Origin of the sequence: Nocardia sp. CA-129566, assembly GCF_050956075.1 — a bacterium.
Classification (GTDB): Bacteria; Actinomycetota; Actinomycetes; order Mycobacteriales; family Mycobacteriaceae; genus Nocardia.
Genome location: NZ_CP192085.1, coordinates 4,006,069 through 4,023,168 on the forward strand (window position 1 = coordinate 4,006,069; position 17,100 = coordinate 4,023,168).

The 17,100-nt window shown below is 64.4% G+C and carries 16 protein-coding genes and 2 pseudogenes; 15 read left to right on the plus strand and 3 right to left on the minus strand.

Annotated elements, in window-relative coordinates:
• Positions 1–23: 23 nt before the first annotated feature.
• Together ACQP0C_RS17470 and ACQP0C_RS17475 are read right to left on the minus strand one after the other, a co-directional pair.
• On the minus strand, positions 24–467 hold the full coding sequence (locus ACQP0C_RS17470) for a nitroreductase/quinone reductase family protein (protein ID WP_433733937.1): 444 nt from the start codon (positions 465–467) through the stop codon (positions 24–26).
• Between the two features lie 817 nt (positions 468–1,284).
• The gene (locus tag ACQP0C_RS17475; protein WP_433733938.1) at positions 1,285–4,023 is read right to left on the minus strand and encodes a LuxR C-terminal-related transcriptional regulator; all 2,739 of its coding nucleotides are present in this window, start codon (positions 4,021–4,023) and stop codon (positions 1,285–1,287) included.
• A gap of 465 nt (positions 4,024–4,488) precedes the next feature.
• Here ACQP0C_RS17475 and ACQP0C_RS17480 point away from each other — a divergent pair, with 465 nt between their 5' ends.
• The 13 genes and pseudogenes from ACQP0C_RS17480 to ACQP0C_RS17540 form a co-directional block, all read left to right on the plus strand.
• Positions 4,489–4,728 carry a hypothetical protein gene (locus tag ACQP0C_RS17480; protein ID WP_433733939.1) on the plus strand — a complete coding sequence of 80 codons (240 nt, stop codon included), beginning with the start codon at positions 4,489–4,491 and terminating at the stop codon, positions 4,726–4,728.
• Between the two features lie 121 nt (positions 4,729–4,849).
• Complete coding sequence (locus tag ACQP0C_RS17485; RefSeq protein ID WP_433733940.1) at positions 4,850–5,818, plus strand: alpha/beta hydrolase; 969 nt, start codon at positions 4,850–4,852, stop codon at positions 5,816–5,818.
• The gene (locus ACQP0C_RS17490) at positions 5,815–6,705 is read left to right on the plus strand and encodes an alpha/beta fold hydrolase (RefSeq protein ID WP_433733941.1); all 891 of its coding nucleotides are present in this window, start codon (positions 5,815–5,817) and stop codon (positions 6,703–6,705) included. The genes ACQP0C_RS17485 and ACQP0C_RS17490 overlap by 4 nt, the downstream gene beginning before the upstream one ends.
• 303 nt (positions 6,706–7,008) lie before the next feature.
• Positions 7,009–7,494 carry an anthrone oxygenase family protein gene (locus tag ACQP0C_RS17495; RefSeq protein ID WP_433734577.1) on the plus strand — a complete coding sequence of 162 codons (486 nt, stop codon included), beginning with the start codon at positions 7,009–7,011 and terminating at the stop codon, positions 7,492–7,494.
• A gap of 485 nt (positions 7,495–7,979) precedes the next feature.
• Entirely contained in the window at positions 7,980–8,585 is a 606-nt protein-coding gene (locus tag ACQP0C_RS17500; protein WP_433733942.1) for a hemerythrin domain-containing protein, read from the plus strand.
• Between the two features lie 106 nt (positions 8,586–8,691).
• Positions 8,692–9,303: an MspA family porin gene (locus ACQP0C_RS17505; RefSeq protein WP_433733943.1), complete on the plus strand. Its 612-nt coding sequence runs from the start codon at positions 8,692–8,694 to the stop codon at positions 9,301–9,303.
• Between the two features lie 369 nt (positions 9,304–9,672).
• A pseudogene (locus tag ACQP0C_RS17510) lies at positions 9,673–10,235 on the plus strand (LLM class flavin-dependent oxidoreductase); the annotation flags it as partial.
• 220 nt (positions 10,236–10,455) lie between these two features.
• Positions 10,456–10,875, plus strand: coding sequence for a MarR family transcriptional regulator (locus ACQP0C_RS17515; RefSeq protein ID WP_433733944.1), 420 nt, complete (start codon positions 10,456–10,458; stop codon positions 10,873–10,875).
• Between the two features lie 283 nt (positions 10,876–11,158).
• On the plus strand, positions 11,159–12,130 hold the full coding sequence (locus ACQP0C_RS17520) for a haloalkane dehalogenase (protein WP_433733945.1): 972 nt from the start codon (positions 11,159–11,161) through the stop codon (positions 12,128–12,130).
• Between the two features lie 272 nt (positions 12,131–12,402).
• The gene (locus ACQP0C_RS17525) at positions 12,403–12,849 is read left to right on the plus strand and encodes a MarR family transcriptional regulator (protein WP_433733946.1); all 447 of its coding nucleotides are present in this window, start codon (positions 12,403–12,405) and stop codon (positions 12,847–12,849) included.
• Between the two features lie 126 nt (positions 12,850–12,975).
• Positions 12,976–13,215 carry a hypothetical protein gene (locus tag ACQP0C_RS17530; protein ID WP_433734578.1) on the plus strand — a complete coding sequence of 80 codons (240 nt, stop codon included), beginning with the start codon at positions 12,976–12,978 and terminating at the stop codon, positions 13,213–13,215.
• Between the two features lie 271 nt (positions 13,216–13,486).
• On the plus strand, positions 13,487–13,663 hold the full coding sequence (locus tag ACQP0C_RS17535) for a hypothetical protein (RefSeq protein WP_433734579.1): 177 nt from the start codon (positions 13,487–13,489) through the stop codon (positions 13,661–13,663).
• 65 nt (positions 13,664–13,728) lie between these two features.
• Positions 13,729–14,133 (plus strand): annotated as a pseudogene (locus ACQP0C_RS17540) (hypothetical protein); the annotation flags it as partial.
• Here ACQP0C_RS17540 and ACQP0C_RS17545 read toward each other — a convergent pair.
• A complete protein-coding gene (locus ACQP0C_RS17545) occupies positions 14,134–15,027 on the minus strand; it encodes a LysR family transcriptional regulator (protein WP_433733947.1) in 894 nt (297 codons plus the stop codon).
• A gap of 98 nt (positions 15,028–15,125) precedes the next feature.
• Here ACQP0C_RS17545 and ACQP0C_RS17550 point away from each other — a divergent pair, with 98 nt between their 5' ends.
• Positions 15,126–15,941, plus strand: coding sequence for an inositol monophosphatase family protein (locus ACQP0C_RS17550; RefSeq protein ID WP_433733948.1), 816 nt, complete (start codon positions 15,126–15,128; stop codon positions 15,939–15,941).
• A complete protein-coding gene (locus ACQP0C_RS17555; RefSeq protein ID WP_433733949.1) occupies positions 15,938–16,573 on the plus strand; it encodes an NADPH-dependent F420 reductase in 636 nt (211 codons plus the stop codon). The genes ACQP0C_RS17550 and ACQP0C_RS17555 overlap by 4 nt, the downstream gene beginning before the upstream one ends.
• The last annotated feature ends 527 nt before the right edge of the window (positions 16,574–17,100 follow it).

Below are 17,100 nucleotides of genomic sequence, written 5' to 3' on the forward strand. Positions count from 1 at the left end.
AGATATGGTCTGCGCCAGTCGGATCAGGCCGGCTCGACGCGGAACACAGCGATTCGATGTGCCGCTGCAGCCACCCCGACAGGACTGGGCGCCTCGGCCAGTCCCGTGGTCACAAAGCGCTTGCCGACACTCGCCGGGCTGGTTGCGACCAATCGGTGGAGCAGTGGCCCGCGTTGTTCGATGGGAATCTCGACCAGGCGTGCCGTCGAGGATTTCCGTCCGCGCGTCAATGTGACGGTGTCGGCCGCGCGTGCGTTCGCCACCCATGCGGCCTTCGGGAATGCCTGGAAGATGTACCGGCCGCCGTCGAGCTCGTTGACCGCGATGGGGAAGGTGCGCAACTGTCCACTGCGTCGCCCCCTGACTGTGAGTATTTGCATCGGCCCGAATGCGATGCCGCTGCGCTGCAACCCCACGATGATCTTGTTGATGGTGTTCGTCATACGACGGTAGCTGTCTGTGTCCATGGTTCCACCCTACTCCATGCTGTACTAAATTCATATGATATCTATTACATAGTATAGGCGCGTGATGGGCTGATGATCCTCGCGCCGACTTGGAGTTGGACCAAGCGGATCATCGGCTCACCATGAATTGTCCTGCCGCCGTTGACGGTCTGGGCCGTCGCGGCCGTGCCGCGACTCGGTCCTTGTGGAGCGCGGTCACCAAACCGTCGCTCGCCGTTGGCCGAACGGCGTGCGGATCGCATGTGCGCTCATGCGTAGATCACTGGGCGCAGGGCGGCCAGTACGTGGCCGGTGTCCGGTCCGAAACTGAGCAGCGCACTGTCGTCCATGTCCAAAAGGTGGTGGCTCCGAAGAAGTCTGCGGGTAGTCACTTACACGGACGTGCGCGTTCGCCACGTGATCGACCACCGCACCAACAGGCCACAAACTTGACCCGAAAATCGGGCTTCGTCCGACCGAGACCTCTAGCGATGGGGTTCCGAGGTTGCGTCCGATGTGTACGTGCGCGGCGCCGGCGGGTTAGACGAAAACGTCACCGGCGGGGTGGATTCCGTCGAGAGCGCAGATGGAGTCGTAGTGGTGGTGGACGCCGGATCGTGGATTCCATTGCCGTCCTGTCGATCTGGGTCGAGTAACTAGTACCCAGTGTGCTGACCGGCCGCTTCGACGGCATTGCAACGCCATTACTGCAGTCGTCCCGCCGATATCGGGCTTGCGTGCTTCGACCGTGAAGTAGACGATCCCGGAGCGCAGCTAGGCCTCACGTTGGCCCGCCTGCACTTCCGTTGAACTGCCTCGGTGTAGGTGGGGCGCTGCTCTAGCGAATCAAACCTAGTTGCCGCGCCCGGGCGACAGCCTCGGTGCGGTTGACGGCGCCGAGCTTGCCGAAGATGTGGGTCAGGTGTTTCTTGACGGTGTCGACACTGACTACCAACTCGTCGGCGATCCGCCGGTTCGATCTGCCCGCGACCAGCAGGCCCAGTACGTCGCGCTCACGGGCGGTCAGTTGCTCGACCAGGCCCGGCACCATTGCCGCGGCACTCGATCCGGAACCTTGGACGACGTGCTGGCTGAGCGCTTGCAACACCCGGGCCACGTATCCGAGGGGCATGCCGCCGGCGGCGTGTTCCGCCTGCTGGGCCGCGATCAGTCGGCGGAGTAGGACGCCCATTGGGGCACCCTCGTCGGCGAAAACCCGAACATAGCCTTGCGGGCCGGCGAGTGTGAGCGCATTGGCCAGTGCGTCGACAGCGTCGTTCTCCGCACCTCGAGCGGCGAGGGCCAGCGCCTGTAGCGCCTGGATTTCGATGATGCTCCCCACACGGCCTTGGGTGGCCGCCGCCGCGAGCATTTTCTCCAAGAGTGCAAGTGCCGGGCCGGGCAAGTCTTGCGCGAGCAGCAACCGGGCCAGCACGAGATACTCAGGCTCCCGGGAATAGTCGGGCTCGTCCTCCGCGCTCAGGTCGCGTTCCTTCGTCCAATGGGCCGCCGCGACGATGTCGCCCTGTGCGAGGTGCAACCGCGCCCGTTGTGCTGGAACAGGGTTGAACAGGTCGGCCATGGCTGTCCCCAACGTGAGCTCCTCGGCCTCGCCGATCGCTTCCATGGCCCCGGCCGGATCACCCTTGGCCTGCCGAATCCACGCCAGCGTCGCCAGCCCCGCGGCCAGCGGCTGAGCATAGGTTAGTTGGCGGCAGTGTGCGATGCCCTCTGTTACGTCCCGGAGGGCGGCATCGAGCTCGCCTCGCTGGTAGGCCACCTCCGCCATGCCCACGTATCCCATGCCAGCAGTCGACAGAGTAGGCACGCCGCGTGGTGCGGTGATCGCGAGTGCCTGCTGGTAGGCGCCGAGTGCTGCGTCCAGGCGGCCTTGGGCGCACTGCACTTGGCCGAGGTGGTAGTAACCTCGAACGGCCAGGGAACGCTCGTCCGCCGCCTGCCACTGGGCGATGCTCGAGGTGAAGGCCAGCTCGGCTTCTTCGAGCCTGCCGCGCAGCCATTCGGCCAAGCCCAATTGCCACCAGGTTACGGACTCCAGCATCCACTCGTCCTCGCCGAGTTCGGCCAGTGCCCGTGCGGCGAACGCGGCCGTTCCCTCGGCGTCGCCGTGCAAATAGGCGAGCCAGGCGCGAGCGAGTGCGATCGCTGCGGGGACGTTCGCCAGCCAACTCGCGGCCCTGCCGACCGACGGCTGGAACGGCTCTTCACCAGCGTCTGCAGGCGTCTGCTCGGCAGCGTCGAGCCGCCGCCCAACCGCGTCCACGTTGCTGCTACCCACGAGCGCCATCCACGCCTGTGCCAGGCACAGGCGTGGCCGTGACCGGATGAGCTCGGCGGGCAGTTCGGAAAGCCAACGATGTACCGTTGCCTGCTCACCCTGACGGAAGATCCCGTCAAAGTACCGTTCGATCATCCGCGCAGCCCAGGCTGTGTCGTCCGCACGTAATGCGTGGTGTACGGCCTCGTCGGCGAGCCCATGCGCTTCGCACCAGGCTGCCGCGTTTCGGTGCAGTGCTGAGGCATGTCCGGGCTGTTCGTGCTGCAATTGGGCGCGGAGCAGCTCGGCAAACAGATGGTGATAGCGCCACCACCCGCGTACCTCATCCAGCGGCACGAGGAACAGGCCAGCCAGCTCGATCCCTTCCAGCATCTCCTGGCCATCCGCCCGGCCGGTGACCGCATCGCAGAGCTCCCCGCGGAGGCGCTCGAGCACTGAGGTCTCCAGCAGAAACCTGCGGACCTGCTCGCTCAGTTGCTCGAGTACCTCCCCGGCCAGGTAGTCCAGGATATAGCGGTGGCTGCCGCTGAACGCTGCTGCGAACTGGGCGGGATTCGCCTGGCTTCGCAGCGAGAGGCCGGCCAACTGCAGGCCGGCTGCCCATCCCTCGGTGCGGGCGGTAAGCATCGTTACTGCCGCGTCGGGCAAGCCGCCGCCAGTCGCTCCACGCAGCAGCGCTGCCGCTTCGTCCGGTGCGAAGCGGAGTTCGTCGGCGCGCAGCTCAGCCAGCTGACCTCGGGCCCGCAACCGCGCTAGCGGCAGCGGCGGGTCGGACCGGCTGGCCAGCACCAGCCGCAGACCTGTCGGCAGGTGCTCCAGCAGAAACGTCAGCGCGGCGTGAACCGCCTGTGCATCAATCAGGTGGTAGTCGTCGAGGACCAGCAGTACCTCGTCCTCATCAGACCAGGCGTCCAGCTCATTGATCAGCGCCGTCACCAGTCCATCGAACGAGGTTGGGGCAGGCGGGCCCAGCAGCGGGCCGACCTGCTCGCCGATTCCCGGGCGCGCCCGATCGAGCGCCGCAACCACATGCCGCCAAAAACGCGCCGGGTCATTGTCTGCCGCATCAAGCGACAGCCAGGCAACCGGCCGTCGGCCACTTCGAGCCCATTCGGTCAGCAAGCCCGTCTTGCCGAACCCTGCCGGGGCGCAGACCAGAACCAGCCCCTGCTTCAGATCTGCGTCGAGCCGACCGACGAGCCGCGGGCGGGGCACGAAGCCCAGGCGTAGTCCGGGCACACGCAATTTGGTGGCTAGCAGCGCATCCTGCTCGGACATGACACCTCGTAACGGGTAAGCCGCGGGCGGCTCAGCCGTCGATAACCCACCGCTCAGCACGTCCAGCGACGGTTAGCTCGGTTGCTGGCTGGGCCGATTGTAATAGCGGGCCAACCAGGCGCTCCCGCTGCGGGACCGCCCCGCATGCGCGGCAACCAGAGATGCTGCGCCGGCCCTGGCACCACTTTCGGGCCGGACGCGTCTTCGGAGATTCCACCTGCATATCCACCTTTGGGTGACGCGCCGGCGCCCGGGGCGTTCGTAGCGTATCGGTGACGGAAATGCCCATCAGCAGGAGGAATCGGCAATGGATGCGCTCAGGCTCGACCGGTACACGACCTGTCCCACAGGCCCCGGGGAAGCGCTCCCTATGCGTAACGCCTTGCCCCACGCCATGGCCGCCGCCCTCGGGCTCCTTGAGCGGCAGGGGCCGGCATTGGTTCTTCGCCGGGACCGTGAGCGGGTGTGAAGGGCTCGCGGTGGCCGGCGCATTACGAGATCCGCGTCGATGGCGTCCTCGACGACCGGTGGGCCGACTGGTTCTGCGGACTGCAGATCAACGGCGAGGCCAGTCAGACCGCCATCTTTGGCCTGATTGCTGATCAACCCGCTTTGCACGGCGTTCTGACCAGAGTCCGCGACCTCGGGCTAACTCTGGTCTCGGTGCGTCGGCTGAGCCCCGAGGAAGCCAGGGACGGAACGTAGCGATGAGACGCAACCGGCACCAGTGCCCGTGCCCTCGACCAGTCCGACACGATCGGCCGTCCCATCGCGAGCTGACAGCCATACCGATCAGCACCCGACTATCAGAAGAGGACAGCTTCAAATGACCGAACAAGACACATACGAGTCCGTCGAACGGGAGAAGGTCCGATTCGTCAGCGGCGACACTGTATGTGCCGCCTGGCATTATCCGGGAACCAACGGCGCTTGCGTGATCATGGCAGGCGGGTTCGGGGTACCCAAGGAGCCGGCCACCGACCAGTTCGCGAAGCGATTCAACGATGCGGGGTTTGCGGTCCTCGCCTTCGACTACCGCCGCGTCGGCGAGAGCGGTGGGCAGCCGCGCCTCGCGTTTTCGGCCAGAAACCAGCTCAACGATTGGCAGGCCGCGATCGACTTCGCCCGGACTCTGCCGGGAGTCGATCCGACCAAACTCGCAATCTGGGGGTTCTCGGCCACTGGCGGTCACATCTTTCGGGTCGCGGCGCGCAACCCGCAACTCGGCGCGGCAATCGCACAGACGCCGAACCCCGACGGTCCGGCCCTCAGCCGCAACGCCATGCGTCACCAGAAGCCACTGGCGATGCTACGTTTCACCGGCCTGGGCGTTCTCGATGCCCTCGGTAGTCTCGTGGGGCGTCCACCGCGATTGGTGCCGCTCGTCGGAGAGCCCGGGACCGTCGCGATGCTCACGACGCCGGACGGAATCGACACCGGACTCGCACTGCGTTCGCACATGTACCCGGACTGGCAGCAGATGATCGCTGCCCGTACCGCGCTTCGCTTCACTCTCTATCAGCCCGGCCGCGCCGCGTCCCAGGTGCAATCGCCGCTACTTGTCATGGTCTGTGACCACGATCAGACGTCGCTCGTCAAGCCATCCATGAAGGCGGCGAGCCGCGCTCCACGTGGGGAGGTCGTCGAAATATCCGGTCCCCACTACGCCCCGTTCTTGGATAAGCACGAGCAGGCCGTCGAAGCGCAGGTATCCTTCCTGCGCCGGCACCTGTTCGATCATCCGGCAGCCGATCACTCCGGCATCCCCCATACCTCGCGGGGGCGAAAGGCATGAAGCAGATCGAGCTGTCCGCGGGGACTATCGACTACCAAGACACCGGCGGTGACGGCCCCACGATTGTGCTGCTGCACGGACTGATGATGGACGCTTCGCTGTGGGACGGACCAATTGCCGAACTGTCCGGCGACCACCGATGCGTGGCGCCGACATTGCCGCTCGGCGCGCATCGGCACGGGATGCACGCCGACTCCGACCTGTCTTTGCCCGCGATAGCGCAGCTGATCGCGGAATTCCTCGACCGCCTCGACCTGTATGACGTGACCCTCGTCGGCAATGACACCGGCGGCGCACTTGTCCAGCTACTCATGGGCGATGGCGCCGCACTCGCGGGACAACGGGTGGGGCGGGTCGTACTCGTCTCGTGCGAGGCGTTCGACAACTTCCCTCCCGGGCTGACCGGCAAGCTGCTCATGCTCACCGGCAAGCTCTCGCCAGCGTTGTTCGGGCTGTTCATGCAGCAAATGCGGTTCCGGATGCTCCGGCAGAGTCCCCTCGCATTCGGGTGGCTGACCAAACGCGGAGACGCAACGGTCGCCAGTTGGATGGAGCCGACCTTGACGCAGCCGGAGATCCGCCGCGACGCAGTGCGAATGCTGCGAGCCGCGGCGGCAGATACGAGCTTCTTGCTCGCCTCGGCCGACTATCTGCCGAGCTTCGACCTCCCCGCCCTCGTGGTTTGGGCGCAGGACGACCGCGTAATGCCACCCGAGCATGGCAGTCGCCTCGCCGAATTGCTCCCGCGCGCACAGTTGATCGAGATAGCAGATAGTTACACTCTCATCCCACTCGACCAACCAGCGAGACTCGCCCAGGTCATCCGAGAGTTCGCTGACCCATCCCGCACAACCGAGCCGCCGCGCGGAACATCCCGGTCAGCGTGACTCGCCGTGCATGTCGTGCTTTTGGGGATTCACTCGTTCGACGTGGGCGGGTATCCCGATCTTATTGGGGCACAACGGTTTGAGCCTAGTGGATGAACGAAACAGCCATGGGCCGAGCTTTGTCGTGATGCGGCGATGGCGGCAGAGGTGATGACGCTGGTTCGCGGTGAACGTGTCGTCGACGCCGGGGCCCGACCGAGTTCCATTTGCCACGTTGACATAATATCGGATGCATATAATATTGAATGCACATTATTTCACCGGCTCTCCCGCATCGGTTGCCCAGCAAGGAGTATCAGCGTGATGGGTCCTGCCGCCAAGGTTGCTCGGTTCGCCGGGCCAGTGTTCACCGGTCTCTATGCAGGCTCTCTGCTCACCCTGCTGGTCCTCGAATTGGAGCTGCGGCGCTTCGACGGCTCGGTGTACACGCAAGTAGCGCAGATCAATCTCATCGGGATCCCGTGGCTTTCCGGGGCAACATTGATTCCCGCGATGCTGTGCGCGGCGCTGTCGGTGGTCGTCACGATCCGGCGGCCGGGGGCGGCCAAGTGGTGGGCGCTGTCCGCGTTGATGCTGTTGTTGACCGTGTTCGTTATCTCCTCGGCGATCAACGTTCAGATCACCGCCGCCGAAGGTCGGTGGACCGTCGGGGCGCCGCCAGCGGACTGGGCTGTTCAACGAGATCGCTGGCAGGTCGCGCACGCGATCCGCACCATCGCCGCCACCGTCGCATTCGTATGTCTGAATGTGCTCGCGGTCTCGGGCCGTCGACGGACCGGTAAGGCCTGACGGCTACGCCCGCATTGGAGGCGCGACATCCGCACATGCGGCCCCCATGTCTGGAATGTGTAGAGGCGAGCGGTTCTTGGATGGTCGCGTTGGACGGAGATCGGCACCCGCTACAACATCGGTCCGGTGCGGGCGTTGCTCACGCAAGTGATCGACGGGACGGATCCCGGCACAGCCAGTGGTGAGCATCACCCGATAAGATACGTAATCCATATAGTATCTATTTCAAAATATTTGATACGATTCTCGTGTCTTACGGTTCCCGGCGGTGATTCGTGTGAGCGATTCGCTGGGCGGAGGAGGTCACGACGATCGTCGCCATCCGGGTGGCCGGACAATCGGTCGCTCAGGTGCGTCCATGCTGCTGGATCCGGGCGTCGCTGTGTCGGCGGTAGCCCGAATTCGAACGGCGATCTGGCCCGCGCGTGTTGGTCCCGTCGGAGCCGAAGAAACGCATTTGCCCTGTCGTACTCGAAAGGTCTGTTATGCCCATTGATTTCACCGTCATGTACGCGACGCACGATGCCTTCCGCCGCGACCTGAGCCGGCTGGGCGCAGCCGCGGAGGCCGGTCTCGCCGACTCGCCTGGTGTCCGGGCCGGATGGGCGAATTTCAACCGTCAACTGCATGTTCATCACAGCGTCGAGGACGCCGTGCTATGGCCGCGTGTGCTCGACGCGCTGGCCGGTCGCCCACACGACCGGGCACTGATGGCCGAGATGCAAGCCGAGCACGCGGCGCTGGACCCAGCCCTGGCCGTCGTCGAGAAGGGGATGCGCCGACAGTCCGCCGATCTGCCGGACAGCATCCACAAGCTGACGGAGATTCTGAGCCAGCACATGGCACACGAGGAAAGCAGCGCGTTGCCACTCATCCAGGAAGTCCTGACTGTGAAGGACTGGGATGCGTTCCGAGGCGCGATGGCCCGAAAACAGGGTCCATCGGGTGCCGCGGTCTATATCCCCTGGGTGCTCGATGACACAACGCTTGAACAGCGGCGTCGTTTCCTGGCCGCGATGCCCGGTCCGGTCGCCCTGATCAACCGGTCGCTGTGGGAACGCCGCTATCGCAACCAGCGATGGTGGCAGTGATCCGGATAGCGATGTACCTGACGGAAGACATTGGTTCCACGCAGGTCGGCGTTGGGCCGCCTACAGAAGTTACGGAAGGACATTGATGAAGGGCTCGATTGCAGCGTTGCTGTCTGTATCGGTCGCCACGATATTCGGCACTTGCGCCACTGCTTCGGCGGATCCGATCGCGGACAAATCTCGCGCTGTCGGCACCGTGGACGGCTGGGAACTGCACATCACGAAAGTCGCGGAAAGTGTTGACAGGCAGTCGAATCTGGCTGATTCGCCGTTTACGCACGAGGGTTTCGTCAGCCTAACGGCGGCCGCCGATATCACCGGATCCGGGCGAACAGCGGTGAACTCCGGGACAGTGCAGTTGGGGTATCAGTTGGGCTGTCAGGCCGATGTTACCAACGGTCTCACTGCCGGACTGGCCGCCATGGCAGGGCCGAATGTGATGGTGACGGTCGCGCCCGCGCCAGGAGTCGCGGTCGGCGCCGGCGCACAGCTCATGCCGAGTTTGGCTGTGAATATCAAGCCCGGCACCATTACCTCCATTCCGCTCGGCACGAAGATGCTTGCTGGAGCGCACGGCTCGATATCTGTCGATCAGGTGGAGATCAAGATCGACGGATGTCTCGGTCAGGTCAGTCTGCGTTCCTTCGCGATCGTCACGATATCCACCGCTACTGCCGATAATTCGACAGCCGTTTACGGGGACCCGATGTGGTTGTGATGCGCACTCCGCGATTCTGGCAGGGCTGGATCCTGGCCTGGTGCGTTTCGGCATCGATGGTCACCGCGGCGGCGTCCGGGCATGCAGCACCGATCGTCCCCGCGCCCCCGAACGTGACATGTGAGACCTCGGACTCGGCGACCGGATGCGACACTCCTGTCCCGGGCGAGCAACAGGTTGATCAGGGCCCACGGTTGGATCCTGCGCCTGTTCCGCCCCCGGCAGTGCCAGTGCCGGGCCCCGGCGCTCCGGCCAGTCCGCCTGCGGCAGCACTGGTTCCGCTGTCACCTGGACCCGGTGGCGACGTGCCGATCGTCCCGGCACACGACAACTGACCACCGTCGCGCCCCCGGACTCAACCGGGGGCGCGGCCAGAGTCCTGCGACGGTCAGCGACCATTTCCAGCCGTGGCGGCACAAGGGCGGGCACGCACCGTTCTCGCTGGCCTGGATGGCCGCGGTCGGTGAGCGCACCAAGCGCATCCAACTCGGCACCTCGGTGCTCACCCCGACCTTCCGCTACAACCCCGCCGTCATCGCGCAGGCCTTCGCCACCATGGGCTGTCTGTACCCGGACCGCATCATGCTCGGTGTCGGCAGCGGTGAGGCGCTCAACGAGATCGCCACCGGCTACACCGGCGAATGGCCCGAGTTCAAGGAGCGTTTCGCTCGGCTGCGCGAATCGGTCGATCTCATGCGCGCACTGTGGACCGGCGAGCGCACCGACTTCGACGGCGAGTACTACAAGACCGTCGGCGCCTCGATCTACTGGAGAACACCCGCTTCTGGGCACCGCTGTCGCTCACCGCCGAACAGAAGCACTCCATTACCGACCCGATCGAAATGGAGGCCGCCGCCGACGCCCTCCCGATCGAGCAGATCGCCAAGCGCTGGATCGTCGCCAGCGATCCGGACCAGGCCGTCGAGCAGATCAAATATGAGATATGAATAATATGAGTCTAGTATTTCTGAGGGTATAGTCGGGCGTATGAGTACGGATTGGGCACGGGGCGACCGGTTTCTTCGGCTGCGTCGGGCGGGGCCACCGCGGCTCGCGGACCCCTCTGTTATCCGAGTACCTCGAATGAGTTCGGTATGGGATCGGGCAGGTGAGCGCCGCCGCCGACAGTTGGCCGTTGCAGTCAAGGAGGAATTGCGTGATCTGAATATCCAATTGTCGCTGCTGAACCGGCGTTTCGGTGGTCGGGTCGAACTGAGGGAGATCGACTGGAGTTGTCTGGACTTGATCAATCGGCACGGGCCGCTGAGTCCGTCGGAACTGGCTCGGTGGATCGGGGTGCATCCTGCGACGTTGACAGGGGTCCTGGGCCGATTGCAGAAGGGAGGGTGGATCGTTCGTGAACGTGATCGGGCATCGTCCGACAAGCGTGCGGTGATTGTGCATGCGGTGCATGAACGTAATTCGATGCTGTTCGAGGCGTTCGCGGGCATGAGCGAGCGCATGGACGAGCTATGCGCTCGATACTCCGAGGCCGAACTCGAGGTAATCGCCGATTTCTTGCGCAGGACTGGCGTTGCGGGGTTCGAATCGGCTGAAGAGCTCGCTGAATAGTGAAACTTGAAGTCGACTCGCCCGGGTAATGCCAAGCCACACGCTCGGCACCGCCGATGACGAACCGCACTTTCATCCGGCCCGCATCCTCGCTCATTCCAACCTCCAACTGGACTGAGTCCGTTCTCGAACATGGACCTGCCGGTCCCGTGTGCCGTCCAGCCGGCCACGGGCGAACACCCGGCGATTGCAAACCTCATCCATGTTCTATGGGAGTCATATAATATTATATAAGTATTAGATGCCATAAGGCATTGGCTGTATGAAAGTGAGGAGCCTGACGATGGTCAACGTAAGAGTTCGCGTGGGTGCTGCACAGACGATGTCGGTGGTGCGTACGCCGGAATCGCGATTCGAAGGCTTGCCGGACTATCCGTTTGCGCCGCACTACACCGAGATCGACGCGGGGGATGGCGTCGGCACGCGGCTGCGGGTGCACTATCTCGATGAACGCCCTGTTGACCCGGCGCGAGAGTCGGGGGAGACCATCCTGCTGCTACACGGAGAGCCGTCGTGGAGCTTCCTGTACCGGCACGTGATACCGCCACTGGTCAAGGCCGGGCATCGCTGTGTCGCGCCTGATCTCGTCGGATTCGGCAGGTCGGACAAGCCCACCGACCGTTTCGAGTACACGTATCAGAGCCACGTCGACTGGCTGGCGCAAACGGTATTCGATCGCCTCGACCTTCACGACATCACGATGGTGTGTCAGGACTGGGGCGGTCTGCTGGGGCTGCGCCTGCTGGCGGAGCATCGGGATCGGTTTCGACGCGTGATTGCGACGAATACGTCGTTCCCTACCGGCGACCGGGACCTCGGAGGCTCCTTCGCCCTATGGCTGCAGCTCAGTCAGCGGTCGAATCCCTTCGACATCGGCCAAGTCATCGACCAGGGGACCGTTAGCGATCTCGATCCGGCGGTCCTGGCGGCGTACAACGCTCCGTTTCCCGATGAGTCGTATCTTGCGGGCGCTCGCCAGTTCCCCCTGCTGGTGCCCATCGCGCCGTTCGATGAGGCAGCTCCGGCGAACCGCCGGGCGTGGGACGCGTTGGGAACACTGCAGATCCCGTTCTTGTGCGCGTTCAGCGACAATGACTACGGGGTCGGCGGTGGTGACCGGGTGTTTCGTGAGCACGTTCCGGGCGCGGCCGGGCAACCCCACGTGACCATCGCCAATGCCGGTCACTTTGTGCAGGAAGATAAGGGGGCCGATCTGGCCGTCATCGTCGACGAATTCATCCGATCGACTCGCTGAACCGGTCGCGGGGGGTGTGCCGTCGCGGCCGTGGCGGAATCCGCCCGTCGATCTAGGCGTTGGGCGGTGACGTGGCGGCGCATACACCGAATTGTGGTCTTGACGTCATGCCGGTCTGACGATGCGAATTCGACCGCCGTTCGGTCGGTTCTGCGCGCCGTTTCTATGTGTGCGCCGGGTCTGCGTATGATATGTAAGCCGTATAAATGTGGGCGAGGTGGCGCAAGATGAGTTCAGTAGCAGGTCGTACTTCGACGCGGAGTAAGCGGAGGTTGACGGCTGACGTGCGGGAAGCGTTGCGTGACTTGAATATTCAGTTGTCGCTGCTCAATCGAAGGTTCGGTGGCCGGGTTGAGGTCAAGGATGTCGATTGGACGTGCCTCGATCTGATCAACCGATATGGCCCACTGTCGCCGACGGCGCTGGGGCGTCGTGCCGGGCTGCATCCTGCGACGATGACGGGAATCTTGGATCGATTGCAGAAGGGCGGGTGGATCGTGCGCGAGCGTGATCCAGAGTCCTCGGATCGTCGCGCGGTCACGTTGCGTGCTGTGCGTGAACGGAATGCCGAATTGTTCGAGTTGTTCTCCGGGATGAACAATCGCATGGATAAGCTGTGTGCTCGTTATACGGTGGCTGAGCTCGAAGTGATCGCAGACTTCCTGCAGCGGACCGGCGCAGTGGGTCACGAGGCAGCGGAGGAGTTGGCTCGAGGCTGAGCGCAGGGGGTAATAGCTCTGCGGACGCCGCTGCGATCTGCGTGGTTCGTATGCGAAGAATCTCGGTGATCCGAGTTGGGAGGATTTGTCTCCGAGTTGTGTGCTGAGAGTGAGGCTTTCGCGTCGTTGTGGGCGCGTAATGATGTTGCGGTTCCGGCGAGTCGGACCAAGCAGATCCGTAATTTGGCGGTGGGGGAGTTGGAGATGTTCTTGACGAGCATGTCGCTGCCTGCGTTGCCTCATGCGTGGATGCAGATTTATACGCCGGTTGATGAGGTGGCGTGGGTGAAGTTGCGTGAGTTGTTGGCGATGAGTGAGGAACAGCGCCAACGCCCGTGGATCGAGCATCGCGCTGCCGCGGGGTAGCGGGAGGCTCGTTGCGTGAGCTGCCGTGGGCCGGATCGTGTCGAAGTGATGGTCGGTGAGGCGCGATGGATGCTCGTTGTGGCGCAGTGGATGTGACGGGATTGGGCGCTTATTGGTCTGAGGCGTAGCCTCCGTGCCGCCAGCGGCGCAGTATTGCGAGCTGTCGTTCCGAAAGGGTGGTTAGCTGACCCGAACGCGCCGATCTACGAAGGCTGGACTATTGCTGTCGGCCCTCGCGGCGCAGACCCGTCGACTGCGCCTCGGCCTGCTCGTGACCAGCAACCGCTTCCGGCCGCCCGCGACGTTGGCCAAGATCGCTGCGACGATCGACATCGTCTCCGGCGGACGTCGACTTCGGAATCGGTATCGGCACGACCCAGCGATCCGCTGGCCCGCCGCGAGTACGAGGCACACGGTCTGCCCTTCCACGAGACCGCCAGTGCCGTAGGAAGTTTCGCTGAGGCTGCATGGTCATCCGGCGGATGTGGACCGAGTCCGAACCGTTCGACGTCGCTCGCCGAACGCCAGTGGAATCCGCCGTCGCTGGCAGGCAAATCGATTGTGGCGCAACCACATTGCCACTATCACGCGGTCATGGAATGGAGTGCGAATGCGCGTCTACTCGCCCAGGCCGGTGCGAATGTGCAGCAACTGCAAGGCTGCTGCGGCCTCGCGGGCAATTTCGGCGTCGAACGCGGCCACTACGAGGTCTCGGTGGCGGTAGCCGGTCAGCATCTGTTGCCCGCGGTCGCCACAGCCGACGACGATACGGCCATCCTTGCCGAGGGCTACTCGTGTCGGACACAGCTGTCGGAATTGACCGATCGTCCCGGTGTGCACCTCGCGGAGCTCTTGGCGGCCGGTCTGGTCCTGTCTCCTGATGGGGTAATCGATCTAACCCTCGTTGGATGGTCCTAGTCATTCGCGGGCGCGACATAGCGCCGCAGCGGTTTCCGAGCGCATCCACTCGTGTGCGCGATCGCCGTCGTAGCGCTGATGCCATGCCATGACCACGGGTGTCGGGGCGAGATCGAAGGGCAAGGGGTGGACGCGAAGAGCAAGGTCGTGGACTGCGGAGCGCGTCATATATTCGGGTACCACGACCAGTAGGTCACTGTGTCGCACAATATGTAGCGCGGTCGTGCTGGTGGGCACGGTGGCGACGGTGTGGCGGTGCCGATGCTGTTGGGCGAGAACGTCGTCGATGCGGTCGTGCAGGCGGCCGCGGCGGGACACCGTGATGTGTTGTGCGGCGGCGTAGTTGTCGAGGGTCATATCGGTGATGGGGTGGTAGTGGCGGGTCACGACCACGAGGCGATCGTGGGCAACAGTGGTGTGCGAGATGTCGGCCTGCTCCGGGGTGGTGGCACCGATTTCGAGGTCGACTCGGCCGTGGCGCAGGTCGTTGGTGTCGGTGCTGGCCTCGGCGAGCAGCCGGAGCCGGATGCCGGGCGCGCGTCGGGACACCGTCGCCAGCAATTGCGCGCCGATCGCGGTGGTGATGGCGTCGTGCCAGCTGAGGGTGAAGGTGCGTTCGACGGTGCCCAGATCGATATCGCGTTCCGGTGCGAGGATCGCCTGCGCCTGCTGGACCAGCGCGTGCACCTGTTCCCGCACGGCGACCGCGCGCGGGGTCGGTGTCATCGTGCGGCCGCTGCGGACCAGGATCTGATCGTCCATCGCGTGCCGGACGCGGGCCAGCGCGCGGCTCATGGCTGGCTGGGTCAAGTGGAGCCGGTCCGCAGCGCGCGCGACGCTGCCCTCCTCGAGTAGGGCATCCAGGGCGGTGAGGAGATTCAGATCAGCATGCATGTCAGTCATGTTATATCTGACTAACATGCATTTGAGGTTATATCCCTTGGCTCCTAGCGTGGATTTCACCAGATCCCAGTTCCTCGCAGGAGAAGATCATGTCCGCACGTACTGTCCTATCCACTGACGAAGCCTTGCTTCCCGAGGCCGTCGCCGCGGTCCGCACGGCGGGTGCCCGACTGCGCGGGCGATTCGACATCGATTCGCGCCCAAGCAATCTCGACGAGATCACCGCTGTGCTCGAGGCCAATGACGCCGCGGTGCTGGAGCTACTGCGTCCGGCGCTAGAGGCGGCACGCCCCGGCGCGGGCTGGGTCGAGGACGAGTTGGCAGGCGGTGCCCTGCCCGACGGCGAATGGTGGGTGACCGACCCGGCCGAAGGCAATATCAACCACGGCCACGGCATGACCGAATGGTCGGTGACCGCCACCCTGGCGCGCGACAACAACCCGGTTGTCACCGTCGTCTACCTGCCCCTGACCGAGGACACCTACACCGCGGTCCGGGGACAGGGGGCCTACCTCAACGGCGTGCGGCTGCACACCTCGAACAAGACCCGGCTGAACGCCGCGCTGGTCGGGACCGGCCAGGCCAAGCCCGGCGAGACCGCCGAGACCTTCCGTCAGATCGGCCGCACGGTGACAGCGATGCTCGAAAATGGCTTGGTGACAAGGGTTTCGGTACCGGCCACCATGCAGTTGATCCAGCTAGCCGCGGGCCGGATGGATGTGTTCTGGCAGCACAGCGATGTGCGGTCCGGACTGGTCGCCGGTGCGCTGCTGGTCGCCGAAGCGGGCGGCACCGTCACCGATCTCGCCGGAAACCCGTGGTCCGCGGCCAGCCCGGACTTCCTCGCGGCCACACCGGCGCTGCACGCCGCGGCCCTCGAGGTGCTGGCGGAGGCGCTGCGATGACCACGATCGCGATTCTCGGCGCGGGACGCGTATCGGCAAACCTCGCCACCAAACTGCTCGAGGCCGGACATCGAGTAACCGTCGGAACCCGTGGCGGCGTGGACAATTGGGCGGGCCCGCCGATCACGCTCGCCGGAATGGAGCAGGCCGCCCGCGACAGCGAGATCGTCGTCAACGCCACTCCTGGCGAAGGTTCGGTCGAACGGCTGGCCGCGCTGCGGGACGCCCTCGACGGCAAGATCCTCATCGATCTCACCAACGCCACCGGCCGTGACGACGAGGGCAGACCGAGCGGATTGCTCTACACAGACCGCAGCCTGGCCGAGCACATTCAGCAGGCCCTGCCTGGAACCCGCGTGGTGAAAACCCTTAACACCATGCTGTTTTCGGTCATGACTGCCCCGGGATCGCTCTCCAGCCCACTCACCGCGTTCCTGTCCGGCAACGACGCCGAGGCGAAGGCGACCGTGTGGGGTCTGCTGGCCGACCTGGGCTGGGCTGACGAGTGGATCGAAGACCTTGGTGACATCACCACGGCGCGCGGCACCGAAGCGCTCATGCTGCTGGTCCCCTCGATCGTACGCAACCACGGATTGAAACCCTTCGCACTGACCATCTCCAGCGTGCGATAACCATTCCTGGCGCGCGGACTGGAACGCCTCGTTCAATCCCACCGGCGAAGTAATGTCCTTCCGGAGCGTAGGGCCTTCTTCGGTGCTTTGGCGGATATCTGAGTGCGCAACGGTCAACGATGCTTGTCGCCGGATGATCTTCGATCGAGGGGGACGATGGGCAGGGTGGAGGCTGCGCGCACTGTGCAGAACATTGTCCATATGTCAGTGCCTGTCCCAGGCCAGCTCGAGACTGCCCTGCACAACGCCGCGATGCGGATGGCACATACCGGGGACTCCCTGCACGGCGAAGTCCTGCAGGCGTCGGCCGCATCGGGTTTCGGCAGCTCCCTGATCTTGCTGCCGGACCTGGCCAACGGGATCTCGTCGACGCAGTTGACGGGCGAACACACACCGCCAGCGAAGGCGCCCGACAAGATCCCGGTTCGCAGTTGTTCACAGGTGTCCCGCAGATCCAGAGGTCCGCCGATCCGGAGAAATCATGTCCGCCAGCCTGGAGCGACATGTCCGCCAAGCCGGATTATTAC

Coding starts and splice junctions, on each gene's coding strand:
- ACQP0C_RS17485 (WP_433733940.1), top strand. CDS start 4,850: ATGACCGAACAAGACACATACGAGTCCGTCGAACGGGAGAAGGTCCGA.
- ACQP0C_RS17470 (WP_433733937.1), bottom strand. CDS start 467: ATGGACACAGACAGCTACCGTCGTATGACGAACACCATCAACAAGATC.
- ACQP0C_RS17495 (WP_433734577.1), top strand. CDS start 7,009: ATGGGTCCTGCCGCCAAGGTTGCTCGGTTCGCCGGGCCAGTGTTCACC.
- ACQP0C_RS17550 (WP_433733948.1), top strand. CDS start 15,126: ATGTCCGCACGTACTGTCCTATCCACTGACGAAGCCTTGCTTCCCGAG.
- ACQP0C_RS17545 (WP_433733947.1), bottom strand. CDS start 15,027: ATGCATGCTGATCTGAATCTCCTCACCGCCCTGGATGCCCTACTCGAG.
- ACQP0C_RS17490 (WP_433733941.1), top strand. CDS start 5,815: ATGAAGCAGATCGAGCTGTCCGCGGGGACTATCGACTACCAAGACACC.
- ACQP0C_RS17500 (WP_433733942.1), top strand. CDS start 7,980: ATGCCCATTGATTTCACCGTCATGTACGCGACGCACGATGCCTTCCGC.
- ACQP0C_RS17475 (WP_433733938.1), bottom strand. CDS start 4,023: ATGTCCGAGCAGGATGCGCTGCTAGCCACCAAATTGCGTGTGCCCGGA.
- ACQP0C_RS17555 (WP_433733949.1), top strand. CDS start 15,938: ATGACCACGATCGCGATTCTCGGCGCGGGACGCGTATCGGCAAACCTC.
- ACQP0C_RS17520 (WP_433733945.1), top strand. CDS start 11,159: ATGGTCAACGTAAGAGTTCGCGTGGGTGCTGCACAGACGATGTCGGTG.